This window comes from Microbacterium sp. MYb66, assembly GCF_002979435.1.
Classification (GTDB): Bacteria; Actinomycetota; Actinomycetes; order Actinomycetales; family Microbacteriaceae; genus Microbacterium.
In genome coordinates this window covers 314,850-328,367 of record NZ_PCOV01000002.1, presented here as the reverse complement: position 1 = coordinate 328,367, position 13,518 = coordinate 314,850, and the positions used below count along the sequence as shown (strand labels likewise).

Annotated in this window: 16 protein-coding genes; 6 read left to right on the top strand and 10 right to left on the bottom strand. The window is 68.5% G+C overall.

Annotated elements, in window-relative coordinates; translation table 11 throughout:
• Positions 1 to 7: 7 nt before the first annotated feature.
• From CQ045_RS05420 to CQ045_RS05410, 3 genes are all read right to left on the bottom strand, one after another.
• The gene (locus CQ045_RS05420) at positions 8 to 418 is read right to left on the bottom strand and encodes a VOC family protein (RefSeq protein WP_105721655.1); all 411 of its coding nucleotides are present in this window, start codon (positions 416 to 418) and stop codon (positions 8 to 10) included.
• Positions 419 to 546: 128 nt separating this feature from the next.
• Positions 547 to 813: a thioredoxin family protein gene (locus CQ045_RS05415; RefSeq protein ID WP_105721654.1), complete on the bottom strand. Its 267-nt coding sequence runs from the start codon at positions 811 to 813 to the stop codon at positions 547 to 549.
• Positions 814 to 884: 71 nt separating this feature from the next.
• Positions 885 to 1,634 (bottom strand): SDR family oxidoreductase, encoded by a 750-nt coding sequence (locus CQ045_RS05410; protein ID WP_105721653.1) that lies wholly within the window; start codon positions 1,632 to 1,634, stop codon positions 885 to 887.
• A gap of 143 nt (positions 1,635 to 1,777) precedes the next feature.
• On the opposite strand from CQ045_RS05410, the gene CQ045_RS05405 reads away from it, so the two are divergent.
• Entirely contained in the window at positions 1,778 to 3,127 is a 1,350-nt protein-coding gene (locus CQ045_RS05405) for a M20/M25/M40 family metallo-hydrolase (RefSeq protein WP_181156450.1), read from the top strand.
• A gap of 54 nt (positions 3,128 to 3,181) precedes the next feature.
• The gene (locus CQ045_RS05400; RefSeq protein ID WP_105721651.1) at positions 3,182 to 4,642 is read left to right on the top strand and encodes an MFS transporter; all 1,461 of its coding nucleotides are present in this window, start codon (positions 3,182 to 3,184) and stop codon (positions 4,640 to 4,642) included.
• Between the two features lie 12 nt (positions 4,643 to 4,654).
• Here CQ045_RS05400 and CQ045_RS05395 read toward each other — a convergent pair whose 3' ends face one another.
• From CQ045_RS05395 to CQ045_RS05375, 5 genes are all read right to left on the bottom strand, one after another.
• On the bottom strand, positions 4,655 to 4,945 hold the full coding sequence (locus tag CQ045_RS05395) for a hypothetical protein (RefSeq protein ID WP_258130960.1): 291 nt from the start codon (positions 4,943 to 4,945) through the stop codon (positions 4,655 to 4,657).
• 182 nt (positions 4,946 to 5,127) lie between these two features.
• On the bottom strand, positions 5,128 to 6,297 hold the full coding sequence (locus CQ045_RS05390) for an RtcB family protein (protein ID WP_105721649.1): 1,170 nt from the start codon (positions 6,295 to 6,297) through the stop codon (positions 5,128 to 5,130).
• Between the two features lie 275 nt (positions 6,298 to 6,572).
• Positions 6,573 to 6,977 (bottom strand): VOC family protein, encoded by a 405-nt coding sequence (locus CQ045_RS05385; RefSeq protein ID WP_105721648.1) that lies wholly within the window; start codon positions 6,975 to 6,977, stop codon positions 6,573 to 6,575.
• Between the two features lie 31 nt (positions 6,978 to 7,008).
• Positions 7,009 to 7,395: an MmcQ/YjbR family DNA-binding protein gene (locus tag CQ045_RS05380; RefSeq protein ID WP_105721647.1), complete on the bottom strand. Its 387-nt coding sequence runs from the start codon at positions 7,393 to 7,395 to the stop codon at positions 7,009 to 7,011.
• Between the two features lie 91 nt (positions 7,396 to 7,486).
• Complete coding sequence (locus CQ045_RS05375; protein ID WP_105721646.1) at positions 7,487 to 8,254, bottom strand: siderophore-interacting protein; 768 nt, start codon at positions 8,252 to 8,254, stop codon at positions 7,487 to 7,489.
• A gap of 101 nt (positions 8,255 to 8,355) precedes the next feature.
• Between CQ045_RS05375 and CQ045_RS05370 the strand changes: the two genes are divergently transcribed.
• Genes CQ045_RS05370 through CQ045_RS05355 form a run of 4 tightly spaced genes read left to right on the top strand, consistent with a single transcriptional unit; the run spans position 8,356 to position 12,174 of the window.
• Entirely contained in the window at positions 8,356 to 9,351 is a 996-nt protein-coding gene (locus CQ045_RS05370; protein WP_105721645.1) for a siderophore ABC transporter substrate-binding protein, read from the top strand.
• 48 nt (positions 9,352 to 9,399) lie between these two features.
• Positions 9,400 to 10,386, top strand: coding sequence for an ABC transporter permease (locus CQ045_RS05365; protein WP_105721644.1), 987 nt, complete (start codon positions 9,400 to 9,402; stop codon positions 10,384 to 10,386).
• A 4-nt stretch (positions 10,387 to 10,390) separates the two neighbouring features.
• Positions 10,391 to 11,422 (top strand): iron chelate uptake ABC transporter family permease subunit, encoded by a 1,032-nt coding sequence (locus tag CQ045_RS05360; RefSeq protein ID WP_105721643.1) that lies wholly within the window; start codon positions 10,391 to 10,393, stop codon positions 11,420 to 11,422.
• Positions 11,419 to 12,174 carry an ABC transporter ATP-binding protein gene (locus CQ045_RS05355; protein WP_105721642.1) on the top strand — a complete coding sequence of 252 codons (756 nt, stop codon included), beginning with the start codon at positions 11,419 to 11,421 and terminating at the stop codon, positions 12,172 to 12,174. The genes CQ045_RS05360 and CQ045_RS05355 overlap by 4 nt, the downstream gene beginning before the upstream one ends.
• 11 nt (positions 12,175 to 12,185) lie before the next feature.
• On the opposite strand, the gene CQ045_RS05350 is transcribed toward CQ045_RS05355, so the two are convergent.
• Positions 12,186 to 12,383 (bottom strand): hypothetical protein, encoded by a 198-nt coding sequence (locus CQ045_RS05350; protein WP_105721641.1) that lies wholly within the window; start codon positions 12,381 to 12,383, stop codon positions 12,186 to 12,188.
• A 22-nt stretch (positions 12,384 to 12,405) separates the two neighbouring features.
• Complete coding sequence (locus CQ045_RS05345; RefSeq protein WP_105721640.1) at positions 12,406 to 13,365, bottom strand: DNA-3-methyladenine glycosylase; 960 nt, start codon at positions 13,363 to 13,365, stop codon at positions 12,406 to 12,408.
• Positions 13,366 to 13,518: the final 153 nt, after the last annotated feature.

Genomic DNA, 13,518 nt, shown 5'->3' with positions numbered 1-13,518 from the left:
GCTGTGATCACTCCGGGTCGCCGTGCAGCATCCACGGGATGCCGAAGCGATCGACCAGCATGCCGAAGGTTCCGCCCCAGGGAGGCGTGTCGAGCGGCATCGTGATCGTCGCGCCTTCGGAAAGCTTGTCCCAGACGGTGCGGGTGGCGTCCTGTGTGTTTCCGCTCAGCGACACCGAGAACCCCTGCGGCTTCTCGTACGGCATCCCGTCGGGAGAGTCCGACGCCATCAGCACGAGCCCGTCCGGAGTGTCCAGCTGCGCGTGCATGACGAGGTCCTTCTGGCTCGGATCCTGCACCATGTCGGGGAACTCCCCGAACGTGTTGATCACGAGGTCGCCGCCGAGGACGCTCTGATAGAACTCCATCGCCTGACGGGCTTCGGTGCGGAACGAGAGGTAGGGATTGAGGTTCGCCATGGTTGCTCCCTGGATGTGGTGGTTGTCTGAGCGGCCCCCCTGCGCAGCCTCAGTCTGCGCCGGGCCGATGCCCATCGCAAGAGGGTGCGCCGTCGTCTCGGTCAGACCGGCCCTGCCCCCCCTCCGCGTCAGTCCGGAAGGGCTCGCACGGCGGCGGTGAGCACCTGGGGGACCGTCGGCACACCTTCCGCGCGGAAGACCACGGTCCCGCCGTCGTCGCTGATGATGACCGTCGGCGTGAAGCGGATGTCGAGCGCCTCCGCGGCATCCGGGTCGCGAGCGACGTCGATCTCCGTGATCGTCGCGTCCGGGAGGAAGCGCGCCGCGTCCGCGAGCACGGATCGGGTGCGTGCGCAGGCCCCGCAGACGGACGAGGAGACCAGAGTCAGTTGCATCCGTGCCTCCTCGGATTCGCGTCGGTCTCAGAGATGCAACCGCCGGGCTCGCCGCGCTGTTCCCGCAGCGGTCAAGGGCGCGAGTCCGCGGCCAGCCATTCGGCGAAGGTCTGTCGACCGAGATCGGCATCAGGGCCGGGAAGCGCGAGTCCGGCGCGCATCCCCGCCATCTGCGGTCCCGGTACGTTGAGCGCCGGAATCCATCCGCGATATCCCTCACGACGGGCGAACGCGCGGATCATGTCGGCGAGGCGCTCCTCGCGCGGGCCCGCCAGATCGCGCACCCGCCCCTGAGGTCCCCCGGCAGCGAGAGCCGCGAGCCGTTCGCCGACCTCCCGGGCCGACACGGGCTGGGTGCGGGCGTTCGGGGCGAGGTGCAGCGGTCCGAGCTTCGCCCGCTCGAACATCTGCTCCGCGAACTCGTGGAACTGCGTCGCGCGCAGGATCGTCCAGGGCACCCGCGATGCTTCGACGACCTTCTCCTGCGCGACCTTGCCGGCGTAATAGTCGTAGGGGATGCGGTCGATGCCGACGATCGACAGGAGCACGACGTGCCCGACACCGGCATCCCCCGCCGCCGAGACGAGGTTCCCGGTCGCCGCCGTGAAGAACTCGATCGCTGCGCTCGCCTTCAGCGTCTCGATGCTCGCGACGTCGATCACGGCGTCGGCACCGTCCAACGCCGCATCCAGTCCGCGCCCCGTGACGAGGTCGACCCCGTGCGAGCGGCTGAGCACCACCGCTTCGTGACCACCGGCGCGCACCGCGTCCACGGTGTGCCGACCGACGACTCCGGTTCCTCCGGCGACAGCGATTCTCATGTGTGCTCCTTCGTCTCTGTCCATCTTTCTCCTTCCTCGACGATGCAGGCCGCCGAATGTCGGGCATCGGTGGAATCGGCACCTCGGGGATCCTCACAAACCCGACATGTTCGCGCAGTGGCCGTCATCGGCCGCTCGGTACGATGACGACTGTGACCCCCACGACCGCGCGCCCCGGCATCGCCGAACGGCTTTCGCAGATGATCCGGATCCCGACGGTCTCGGCCGAGCTCGAGGAGCGTGGCCGCGCTCCGTTCGAGGACTTCGTCGCACTGATCGCCGACCTGTATCCGCTCGTGCACGAGAAGCTGCGCCTCGAACGGCACACCGACTTCGGACTCCTGTTCCACTGGGCGGGAAGCGGAGCCGTACCCGGCGGCCCCGTCGTGCTGATGGCGCACTACGACGTCGTCCCGGTGGACGAGAGCGACGCCTGGACTCATCCTCCCTTCGCCGGTGTGATCGCCGACGGCTCGGTGCACGGCCGGGGTGCGCTGGACGACAAGGGTCCCCTGATCGTGGTCCTCGAGGCGGTCGAGAATCTGCTCGCCGACGGGTTCGTGCCGCCCCGCGACGTCTACCTCTCGTTCGGGGGCAACGAGGAGACCTACGGGAAGGCCGCCGAGGAGATCGCCCGCGTGCTGCGCGAGCGCGGCATCGTGCCATGGCTCGTCGTCGATGAGGGTGGTGCCGTGGTCGACGCGCCTCTGCCCTTCGTGCCGGGCCGCGCGGCGATGATCGGGGTCGGCGAGAAGGGTGTGATGACGGTGAAGCTGTCGGCGCGGGGTGAGGGCGGCCATGCGTCGGCGCCACCGTCGTTCACGGCTGTTCGTCGCATCGCCCGAGCCGTCGACCGGCTGGGGCCCACCACGTTCCGTCCCCACGCCTCGACCGCGATCCTCCGGATGCTGTCGCGGCTGGCCGCACGAACACCGGGGCCCGCGCGGCATCTGCTGCGGCTCCTCGGATCCGCACCGCTGCTCACGGCGCAGGTCTTCGCGGCGCTCGGGGGAGAACCGGCAGCGCTCGTCCGCACCACGGTCGCTCCGACCATGCAGTCCGGCGGGACGGCGGCGAACGTCCTGCCCTCCCAGGCGTCCGCCACGGTCAACCTGCGCATCGCGCTCGGGGAGACGACGCAGCAGGCCGTGTTCCGTGTGCGCCGCCGCATCCGCGATCCGCTCGTCGCCGTCGAGGTCGTCGAAGCGAGCGAGCCGTCGCCGGAATCGCCCACCGACAACGACCAGTTCGCCCTGCTCGCCGCGGCGCTCGGTGTCTCCCATCCCGACGTCCCCGCGGTGCCGTACGTGATGATGGCGGCCACCGATTCGCGGCACTTCCACCGCTTCTCGCCCGCCGTCTACCGTTTCGCACCGCTGGACATGTCGAACGCCCAGCGCGCGTCGATCCACGGGGTCGACGAGAGCGTCGAGATCGCCGCCCTGGAGCGCGGAGAGCGATTCCATCGGGCGCTGCTCGAACGGCTAGTGTGATCTCACCCGACCCGAGACCCGGTCTCGGAAACTGAACGAGAAGCAGGAGACGCGATGACGCGCACCCGCACACTGGGCACCCTGGCCGTCGTCGTCGGCTTCCTCGCTTTCGTGGAGTTCACGAGCGGTGTGCTGCAGGGCTACTACACGCCGATGCTCACCGACATCGCTCGCCATCTCGGTATCCACGACGCCGACGTGAACTGGCTCGAGGGCGCGCAGCTCATGCTGTCGGCGCTCGTCGTACCTGCCTTCGCGAAGCTCGGCGACATGGTCGGCCACAAGCGGATGCTGCTGATCTCGACCGCCGTCACTGCCGCGGCCGCGCTCGTGCTGCCGTTCACCGATTCGTTCGCGGTGTTCCTCGCGGCGTGGGCGCTGATGGGCTTCTACGTGGTCTGGCTCCCCCTCGAGATCGCGCTGATCTGGTCGCGCTCGCGGCGCATGGAGGGGCGCTCCTCGATCACGGCGAAGGCGGCCGGGCTCCTGGTCGCGGCCCTCGAAGGCGGCGCGATCATCGGTGCTCTCGTCGGTGGTGCACTCATCGATGTGCTCCCCCTCGCCGTCGTGCTGCTGGTGCCGGCGGTCCTCATCGTCGTCTGCTTCTTCGTGATCCTGTTCGGGGTCAAGGAATCGCCGGAGCCCACCGGCGGGATCTTCGACACGGTCGGTCTCGTGCTCATCTCGCTCGCGCTCGTCTGTTTCACCGGTGGTCTCAGCCTGCTTCGTCTCGAGGGCGGCCTGGTCAACCCGTGGTCGTGGGCCGTGGTGATCCTCGGGGTCCTGCTCGTGGTTCCATTCGTGCTGTGGGAGCTCCGATCCGATGACCCGCTGATCGACGTCCGCATGTTCCGCTCGCCCGCGCTCGGCCCGGTTTTCCTTACTGCCGGACTCTTCGGCGTGAGCGTGCTGGGGGCGCAGGCGCCGCTGTCGACGTTCGCGCGCACCGACCCGACGGTGTACGGCTACGGTCTGGGGACGACCGGCTTCGCGACATCGCTGATCATCGGCGTCTACCTCATCGCCATGATCGCGGGAGCGCTCCTCTTCCCGACGGTCGCGCGGTGGGCCAGCCCGCGGGTGACGCTGATGGGAGCCTCGGTCCTGGTGGGTGTCGGCTTCCTCCTCTTCCTTCCGTTCCATGACACATACGTGCAGGTCATCACGAACATGGTCGTGGTGGGGCTCGGCTCGGGTGCGCTGGTCGCAGCGCTCCCCGCAGCCGCGGCATCCGCCGCTCCCGCCTCGCAGACGGGCGTGGCGACCGGGCTCACCAACTCGGTGAAGACCGTGGGCGGGGCGATCGCCTCGTGCGTGTTCGGCATCGCGCTGCTGCACGGCGTCGCGAGCACGGCAGGTGCGACGGAGGGCACCGCCGGATCTCTCGCCGGCTACTTCACGGTGTGGATCGTCTGCGGCGTCACCGCGCTCGTCGCCGCGGTGATCCTCGTGTTCGTGCCGAAGACGGCGTTCACCGACCGGTCGGTCGAGACCGAGGCCGCCCCGGTCATCTGACTCTCGACCGGATCAGTCGCGGTCGAGGCCGAACGTGCGCTTCACGATGGCCTGCACGTCGCGATCGAGTCCGTCGATGCGGGTGTTCACCGCATCGAAGCGGGCGTTCATCTCGTTGCGGAGGCCGCCGATCTGGCCGTTCATCTCGTTGCGGAGGCCGCCGATCTGGCCGTTCATCTCGTTGCGGAGCCCGCCGATCTCGCTGCGGACGACGCGGATGAACAGCGTGGACACGACGGTCAGGGTGCTGAACATCAGCGCGGTGAATGACCCGATCATGGTCCAGATCTGCGCGTCATTCATGAATCCCACCCCGTCATCGTCGCATCGATTCCGCCAGCCTGCCAGAGCACGAGCAGCGAAGATATCGGTGCCCCGCGGACGGGGGAAAAGACGTTTTCGCGTATGTCGGGGGAGGAGCAGTCACACCCCGACGTGCGGTCGTGCACGAGCCGGGCGGTGGGGTTCCCACCGCCCGGCCCTGCTCAGTCGCCCTTCACGTTGACGAGCTGCCTCAGCGTGTGTCGGATCGACACGAGGCCTGCGGCATCCGCCATCACTCGGTCGATCGGCTTGTACGCCTGCGGGATCTCGTCGATGAAGGCGTCCGTGTCACGGAACTCGATACCCGTCATCGCCTCGCGCAGCTGGTCGTGTGTGAACGTCCGCCTCGCGGCCGACCGGGAGTACTCCCGCCCCGCGCCGTGCGGGGAGGAGTTCAGCGACTGCGGGTCGCCGAGGCCCTCCACCACGTAGGAGGCGGTGCCCATCGACCCGGGGATGAGCCCCGGGCGACCGGCGCCCGCCTGGATCGCGCCCTTCCGCGACACCCACACCTGCTTGCCGTAGTGCTTCTCCGACTCGGTGAAGTTGTGGTGGCAGTTGATGCGCTCCTGCTCGTCCACCGCGGTGTCGAGGAACTCCGACACCTGTCGGATGACCCGATCCATCATCTCCTCCCGGTTGAGCAGGGCGAAGCGCTGGGCCCACCGGAGCTCCCGGATGTACCGGGTGAACTCCGGCGTGCCCTCGACCAGGTACGCCAGGTCGGGGTCGGGGAGTTCGATCCACCACTGCCGCGCCAGCCGCTGGGCGACCGCGATGTGGTGCCCGGCGATCTTGTTGCCGACACCACGTGAACCCGAGTGCAGGAACAGCCAGACCCGGTCGAGCTCGTCGACCGACACCTCGATGAAGTGGTTGCCCGAGCCGAGAGTGCCCAGCTGCAGCCGCCAGTTCCCGGCGTAGGTCGCAGGGTCGAACCCGCTCTTCTCGGCAAGCTCCTCGAGCTCGGCGATGCGGGGCTCGGCGGTGGCGACCACTTTGCGGTTGTACCGGCCGGCCGACAAGGGGATGGCGCGCTCGATCTGCTCCCGGAGCTCGGCGAGGTCGCGACCTTCGAGGTCGCTTCTCGTGAACCGGGTGCGGACGGCGATCATGCCGCAGCCGATGTCGACGCCGACGGCCGCGGGGATGATCGCGCCGAGCGTCGGGATGACCGAGCCGACCGTCGCCCCCTTGCCGAGGTGCGCATCCGGCATCAGCGCCAGGTGCGGGTGGATGAACGGCATGCGAGCCGTGGTGTGCGCCTGAGCGAGTGTCTTCTCGTCGATCAGCGACGCCCACGACAGCAGCCGTGCGGAGAGCCTCTCCATGATTCCTTTCCTTGTGGTGGTGTCCAGCCACAGGTCAGGGGGCTCTCCAACGGAAAAACGCCCCGGACCTGACGGTGCGGAGCGTTGCGAGAGCGGATGCTGTCACACGGCGCGCGCCGGAGGGTACGACTCGTAGCGGTCATTGCGCTTCTGCTGAAACGGCAACACCGCTGCGATGGGAAGGTTCCGCTGGGCGGTCATCCGTCGACTCCTCGGCCGGCGTGCTGCGCCGATCGGCACAGCTTTGCCACACTAGGGCGCGACACGCCCGGGAGTCAAGCCGTCTCGCGCGGCGGGTTATACATGAACTCGATCCGGATGCCGTCGGCGTCTTCGACGAACGAGGCGTAGTACCGATCCGAGTAGCGCGGGTACTCCTTGGGCTCGCGGACGGCTGTCCACCCCGCATCCAGCGCGATCGTGTGCAGGCGTTCGACCTCGTCCCGCGACGGGACGGCGAAGGCGATGTGCTGCCAGCCGATGCGGCCATGCCGATGCGGGGTGGAGTCTTCATCCCAGGTGTAGAGGATGATCTCGGTCTCGTCGCCGTTGTTCCATGAGATCGAATGATCGTTCGCGCCCCCGCTCCGATACCCGAGAGCGGTGAGGACAGGATGGAACCGCGCCCGGCTGCGCTCGAGGTCGTCGACGGTGATGCCCAGATGATCCAGAAGAGCCATGCCCCCAGTGTTGCAGAAGGGTCCGACAGGGTCAGGGGACGATCTTCCCGAAGCTGGCGGGGTCGACGGGCCGTTGGCGACGGGGGAGGTTCTCCACGACGAGGAGGTACGACTCGGTCACCAGCTCCCGGACGAGATCCGGCGGCAGCTTCCCGCCCGGGCGGAGTGTGATCCAGTGCTTCTTGTTCATGTGATAGCCGGGGGTGATGTCATCGAACTGCCGGCGAAGCGCGTCGCCGTCTTCGGGCGCCGCCTTGAGGGTCACGATCTCCGCTCCGGTGACCGCGGTGAGCAGCATGAACACCTTGTCGCGCACCTTGAACACGTCCCATTCCGGACCGAAGGGATGCTCGAGACGAGATCCCGGCAGTTCATCGGCGCGGTCGCGCGCGCACTGCTGCAGGCGGTCACCTTTCATGAGCACTCCAACCTCGAGACAGCGAGAGACCACGGCGTGAACCACGGTACTCACCTCCACCGACAAGAGAGCGGCGGCGTCGGAGGCAGGGTCAGTGCGGAGCGTGGTATTCGGCCTCGTCGCGCTTCCAGTAGCCCTTGACCACGGCGTTCGCGGCATCGACGCCCCAGCGATCGAGCAGCGCCCTGCCCGGCTTGACGATCGACTGCTCGGCAGCGATGAAGACGAACGGATCGGAGCCCACGGCGTCCTCGGCGGTCAGGTCTTCGAGGAAAGCGATGAGGGCGGAGCCGGACGGCGCCGTGCCGCGGTGCAGCCACTCGATGTCGACCGGCGCCTCGATGTCGAACTCGCGGCCTTGATTGACCGTCTCCACGACGATGCGTGCCGGGGTGCCGGAGGGGATCCGCGCGGCGAAGCGGCGGATCGCGGGGATCGCCGTCTCGTCGCCCACGAGCAGCCATGCATCGGGCTCGCCGACCAGCACGGCCGACCCGCGGGGGCCGCCGACGCCGATCGCGGATCCGAGCGGCGCGGTCGCGGCCCATGGAGCGGCGACGCCCTGATCACCGTGCACGGCGAACTCGACGTCGAGCCAGTCCTCGCCCCAGGCCAGCGGGGTGTACTCCCGGCTCGGGGCCGCGCGCAGCTCCTCGACCGAGCCGACCGGCCCTGCGGGGAAGAACAGTCGCATGTGGTCGTCGGAGCCGAGGGAGTCGAAGCCGGCGAGGTCGGAACCCGTCAGCCGTACGCGCACGAAGTCCGGTGCCAGCCATTCGCGTGCGCTCAGGGTCACGTTGCGGAAGCGCAGCTCGAGGCCGCGTCGCTCGATCGAGAAGCCGGATTTCGTATCGCTCATAAAGTAAGGCTAACCTAAATAAAGCGAGGGAAGGGTGTCCTAACCTCGCTGTCCGGCGCCCCTTCGTGTGCGCGACGATCCCGCAGAACAGGAGTCTCTCCATGTCCGTGCCCAGAACCCTCACCGCCACGAGCGCCGCACTCGTCGGCCTCCTCGCCCTCGCCGGCTGCGCCTCCGGCAGCACGGCGGAACCCGAGAAGACCGAACCGGCCGCCGCGTCCGTCACGATCGAGGACAACACCGGCACGCACGAGATCGCGACTCCTCCGGCATCCGTCGTCGCTCTCGACAACCGCACCTTCCAGACGCTCTCCGACTGGGGTGTGGAACTCTCCGCCGGGGCGGTCGCCCTCATGCCCGAGACCGTGTCCTACGTGAAGGACGATGAGATCGTCGACATCGGACTGCACAGCGAGCCGAACCTCGAAGCGGTCGTCGCCGTGGAGCCCGACCTCATCATCAGCGGTCAGCGCTTCACTCAGCACAACGCCGCCATCGCCGACCTCGTGCCGGACGCCACGATCATCGACCTCGAGCCGCGCGAGGGCGAGCCCTTCGACGAGGAGCTCAAGCGTCAGGTCACCGCGCTCGGCGAGGTCTTCGGCAAGCAGGACGAGGCGAAGAAGCTCGTCGACGACTTCGACGCCGCGGTCGAACGCGCCAAGGCCGCCTACGACGACGCCGACACGGTCATGGCCGTGAACACCTCCGGCGGCGAGATCGGCTACCTCGCCCCGACCGTCGGGCGCTCGCTCGGTCCGATCTACGACATCCTCGGCCTCACTCCCGCACTCGAGGTCGACGATGCGACCGACGACCATCAGGGTGATGAGATCTCGGTCGAGGCGATCGCCGCCTCGAATCCCGACTGGATCCTCGTGCTCGATCGCGACGCCGTGTTCGCCGCCGAGACCCCCGACTACGTGCAGGCGGCCGAGATCCTGGAGAGCTCCGAGGCGCTCGCCGGAGTCACCGCGGTGAAGGACGAGCAGATCGTCTACATGCCCACCGACACCTACCTGAACGAGGGCATCCAGACGTACACGACGTTCCTGAACGACCTCGCCGACGCCCTCGAGAAGAGCGCGACGAACTGACGTCGCGCGGCGGCATCCGGATGATCCGGATGCCGCCGCACCGCCATCATGCTCTCCACCGACATCGCTCCGCCGCCCCGTCATGCCGGGCGGCTCTTCGACGTGAAGCTGCTCGTCGGCGTGCTCATCGTCGCCGTGCTGCTCGTGATCTCGCTCTTCACAGGGGTGTACGACGTCGCGGGCGCGGACGACGGTGCCCAGATGTTCCAGATCACGCGCGTGCCCCGCACGATCGCACTCGTGCTCGCCGGTGCCTCGATGGCGATGGCCGGTCTCGTGATGCAGCTGCTCACCCAGAACCGCTTCGTCGAGCCGACGACCACCGGAACCACGGAGTGGGCGGGGCTCGGGCTCCTGATGGTCATGATCCTCGTGCCCCAGCCTTCGCTCCCGCTGCGCATGGCCGGTGCCGTGCTCGCGGCCTTCGTCGGCACGATGGTGTTCTTCGCCTTCCTCCGGCGCGTGGCCCTCAGGTCGTCGCTCATCGTCCCGATCGTGGGCATCATGCTGGGCGCCGTCGTCGGTGCACTGTCGACGTACCTCGCGCTGGTCACCAACTCGCTGCAGATCATCGGCGTCTGGTTCGCCGGCAGCTTCACCTCGGTGATGCGCGGGCAGTACGAGATGCTGTGGATCGTCGCCGTCATCGGAGTGATCGTGTTCCTCGTGGCCGACCGGCTGACCATCGCGGGGCTCGGCGAGGAGATCGCCACGAACGTGGGCGTGAACTACAACCGGATCATCCTCCTCGGGACGGTGCTGATCGCGGTGACGACCGGCGTCGTCACGGTGGTCGTGGGCAACCTCCCCTTCCTGGGACTGATCGTGCCCAACATCGTCTCGATGGTGCGCGGAGACGATCTACGCAGCAACCTGCCGTGGGTGTGCCTGCTCGGCATCGCGATCGTCACGGTGTGCGACATCATCGGGCGCACGATCATCATGCCGTTCGAGGTGCCGGTTTCGCTGATTCTCGGCGTCGTCGGTGCCGTGGTCTTCGTGCTCCTCCTGCTCAGGCAGCGCCGACGTGGCTAGCGGCGTGGCGAGCGACGCGACGGCGGGAGTCGCGGTTCGATCGACCGGCTCGTTCACGACCCCGCGTGCGCGCAGGCGCTATCTGATCGTGCTCGGCATCCTGCTCGCTCTCACCGTCGGCTCGGGTTTCGGGTTGCTCGCCTGGGGCAACCCGATGCCCGTCGGGTCGACCGGGTTCTGGCGCATCGCGCAGCACCGCGCCACCGACGTCACCGTGATGGCGCTCGTCGCGGTCGCCCAGGCGATCGCGACGGTGAGCTTTCAGACCGTCACCAACAACCGCATCATCACACCGTCGATCATGGGCTTCGAGTCCCTGTACCGCGTCGTGCAGACCTCGACCGTCTACTTGTTCGGGGTGGCCGGACTCGTGGCGATCCAGGGCATCGGGCAGTTCGCGATCCAGGTGGCGATCATGGTGGGGCTCGCCGTAGCGCTGTACGGATGGCTGCTCTCGGGACGGTACGGCAACCTGCAGATCATGCTCCTGGTCGGCATCGTGATCGGGGGCGGCCTCGGCGCGATCGCGACCTTCATGCAGCGCCTGCTGACCCCCAGCGAGTTCGACGTGCTCGCCGCGCGCCTGTTCGGCAACGTGTCGAATGCGGACGCCTCCTACCTTCCGCTGGCGATCCCGCTCGTGGTGGCGGCATCCGCCCTGTTGTGGGTACGCTCGCGCCGGCTCGACCTGATGGCCCTCGGACCGGATGCGGCCCGCTCGCTGGGCCTGGACCACCGCCGGGAGCTGTTCATCGTGCTGTTCCTCGTCGCGGTGCTGATGGCGACGTCGACCGCGCTGGTCGGGCCGATGACGTTCCTCGGCTTCCTCGTGGCGACCCTCGCGTACCAGTTCGCCGACACCCACGACCATCGGCTGATCTTCCCCGTCGCGGTGCTCACGGCCTTCACGATCCTCGCGGGAGCCTCCTTCGTGATGAAGAACATCTTCTACGCGCAGGGGATGGTATCGATCCTGATCGAGCTGGTCGGCGGCACCGTGTTCCTCATCGTCATCCTCAGAAAGGGCAGGCTGTGATCGCACTCGACGGCGTCCGCCGGGACTACAGCAGCGAGGTCGCGATCGGCCCCGTCGACCTCGAGATCCCCGCCGGCGGCATCACGGCGCTGATCGGACCGAACGGCGCGGGCAAGTCCACGCTGCTCACCATGATCGGGCGCCTGAGCGGGATGGATGCCGGTGCGATCGAGATCGCCGGCCTCGACGTGGCATCGACCAGGTCGAAGGACCTCGCGAAGGTCGTGTCGATCCTGCGGCAGGAGAACCATTTCGTCACTCGGCTCACCGTGCGCCAACTCGTCGGCTTCGGACGCTTCCCGCATTCGAAGGGGCGCCTGAACAGGGCCGACGAGGAGATCATCAGCCGCGCGATCGACTTCCTCGACCTCGGCGCCTTGGAGAGTCGCTACCTCGACGAGCTCTCCGGCGGACAGCGTCAACGCGCGTACGTCGCGATGGTCCTGGCACAGGACACCGAGTTCGTGCTGCTCGACGAGCCGCTGAACAACCTCGACCTGCGGCACGCCGTGCAGATGATGAAGCACCTGCGGCGGGCGGCGGACGAGCTCGGGCGCACGATCGTCATCGTGCTGCACGACATCAATTTCGCCGGCCATTACGCCGACCACATCTGCGCCATGAAGGACGGCGCGGTCGTGGAGTTCGGCCCGCCGACCGAGATCATGACCGACGACGTGCTCACGCGGGTGTTCGACACCCCTGTCCGCGTGATCGAGGGGCCCTCCGGCCCGCTCGCGGTCTACTACTGAGGCGCCGGCTGTCAGAGCTCGATGCCGTGATCCTCGTCGTTGACGCCTGCGTTGTTCCCGCGGCGGGACTCGTAGCCGAGGAACCAGCCGAGCCACACGATCGCTGCGAGCAGCACGCCCAGCCAGACGTTCTGGAAGATCAGCCCGACCACGACGCCGACGATCAGCAGGCCGACGGTGACGGAGATGCGCAGCGCGGTACGGGACATGGCCCCAGCTTAGGCCGCGGCGTCAGCGGTGGCGATGGTCTTCCGGCGCGAGACGAGGACCCCGGCGCGGCTCGTGCACACCGCTGGCGAAGAGGAGACGGATGACGCGCTGCCGCTGACCGGTCCACGGGGCGAGGAGCTCGACCATCCCGTCGTCGTCCGTGCGCTTTCCCGTGAGGGCGAAACCGACCTCGTGCGCGAGGTGGTAGTCGCCGACGCTGACGGCATCCGGATCGCCGAGCGAGCGGATGCGGGTCTCAGCCGAGGTCCAGACCCCCACGCCGGGAAGGCTGGTGAGCACACGGTCGCGGCCGGCCCCGTCGGCGGCGTCCCGCACGGCGCGTGCGACGCGATCGCCGCGTGCCGCGGCGCGCACGATGGTGCGGGACTGCGGCGGCTCCACCCCGGCACGGTGCCAGGCCCACGACGGGATGCGGAACCACTCTTCGGGGGAGGGCGCTGCGAACATCGGGCGCGGCGTCGGGCCGGGTGCTCGCTCGCCGTAGCGGGATACCAGCCACCGCCAGGCGCCGAAGGCCTGCATGCCGGTGACCTTCTGCTCGATGATCGCGCACGCGAGCGCGTCGAACACCTCGTCGGTGCGCGTCAGGCGCAGGCCGGGATTGCGGCGCGCCGACTCGGCGACGAGCGGATGAAGCGACGCGTCGAAGTCCCCGGCGTCGTCGTGCGCGCCGCAGAGTGCGGGCACGAGGGCGAGCGCGGCATCGGCGCCCGGCCCCCACGCGGTCGCGTGCACCTCCTGGCCGATCATCCGCAGCGCGAGGCTGGTCGGCCCATGGGGAGTTCGCATCGCACGCCAGAGCACGGGGCTGTCGATGACCATGGTCGGGTCGTTGCGGCCGCGGCGGAGCATGCCGACGGTGCGGTGGAGGTCGAGGTCGTGCGGCGGACGATAGACGGTCTCCCGAGCGAGGTCCGCGCGAGCGGCGTCAGCCGGTGCGGAGTCCGCTGTCAGGGTCATGCGCCCACCCTACGCGCCGGCCCTGACACCGGGTCGACCGGTCGATGTCCGCGCAGTGCTCACACCCTCAGGAACCCTGCGCGCGGGGCGGCGCACAGCCGGGGGAGGAGCTGCTGCGGGCGCGATGCTCCTGGATCGTGAACCACGCGCGCG

Excerpts from the sequence above, each read along its gene's own strand:
- CQ045_RS05400 (WP_105721651.1), top strand. The coding sequence starts at position 3,182 with ATGACGCGCACCCGCACACTGGGCACCCTGGCCGTCGTCGTCGGCTTC.
- CQ045_RS05350 (WP_105721641.1), bottom strand. The coding sequence starts at position 12,383 with ATGTCCCGTACCGCGCTGCGCATCTCCGTCACCGTCGGCCTGCTGATC.
- CQ045_RS05345 (WP_105721640.1), bottom strand. The coding sequence starts at position 13,365 with ATGACCCTGACAGCGGACTCCGCACCGGCTGACGCCGCTCGCGCGGAC.
- CQ045_RS05395 (WP_258130960.1), bottom strand. The coding sequence starts at position 4,945 with ATGAATGACGCGCAGATCTGGACCATGATCGGGTCATTCACCGCGCTG.
- CQ045_RS05405 (WP_181156450.1), top strand. The coding sequence starts at position 1,778 with ATGACGACTGTGACCCCCACGACCGCGCGCCCCGGCATCGCCGAACGG.
- CQ045_RS05390 (WP_105721649.1), bottom strand. The coding sequence starts at position 6,297 with ATGGAGAGGCTCTCCGCACGGCTGCTGTCGTGGGCGTCGCTGATCGAC.
- CQ045_RS05370 (WP_105721645.1), top strand. The coding sequence starts at position 8,356 with ATGTCCGTGCCCAGAACCCTCACCGCCACGAGCGCCGCACTCGTCGGC.
- CQ045_RS05415 (WP_105721654.1), bottom strand. The coding sequence starts at position 813 with ATGCAACTGACTCTGGTCTCCTCGTCCGTCTGCGGGGCCTGCGCACGC.
- CQ045_RS05385 (WP_105721648.1), bottom strand. The coding sequence starts at position 6,977 with ATGGCTCTTCTGGATCATCTGGGCATCACCGTCGACGACCTCGAGCGC.
- CQ045_RS05410 (WP_105721653.1), bottom strand. The coding sequence starts at position 1,634 with ATGAGAATCGCTGTCGCCGGAGGAACCGGAGTCGTCGGTCGGCACACC.
- CQ045_RS05375 (WP_105721646.1), bottom strand. The coding sequence starts at position 8,254 with ATGAGCGATACGAAATCCGGCTTCTCGATCGAGCGACGCGGCCTCGAG.
- CQ045_RS05420 (WP_105721655.1), bottom strand. The coding sequence starts at position 418 with ATGGCGAACCTCAATCCCTACCTCTCGTTCCGCACCGAAGCCCGTCAG.
- CQ045_RS05365 (WP_105721644.1), top strand. The coding sequence starts at position 9,400 with ATGCTCTCCACCGACATCGCTCCGCCGCCCCGTCATGCCGGGCGGCTC.
- CQ045_RS05380 (WP_105721647.1), bottom strand. The coding sequence starts at position 7,395 with ATGAAAGGTGACCGCCTGCAGCAGTGCGCGCGCGACCGCGCCGATGAA.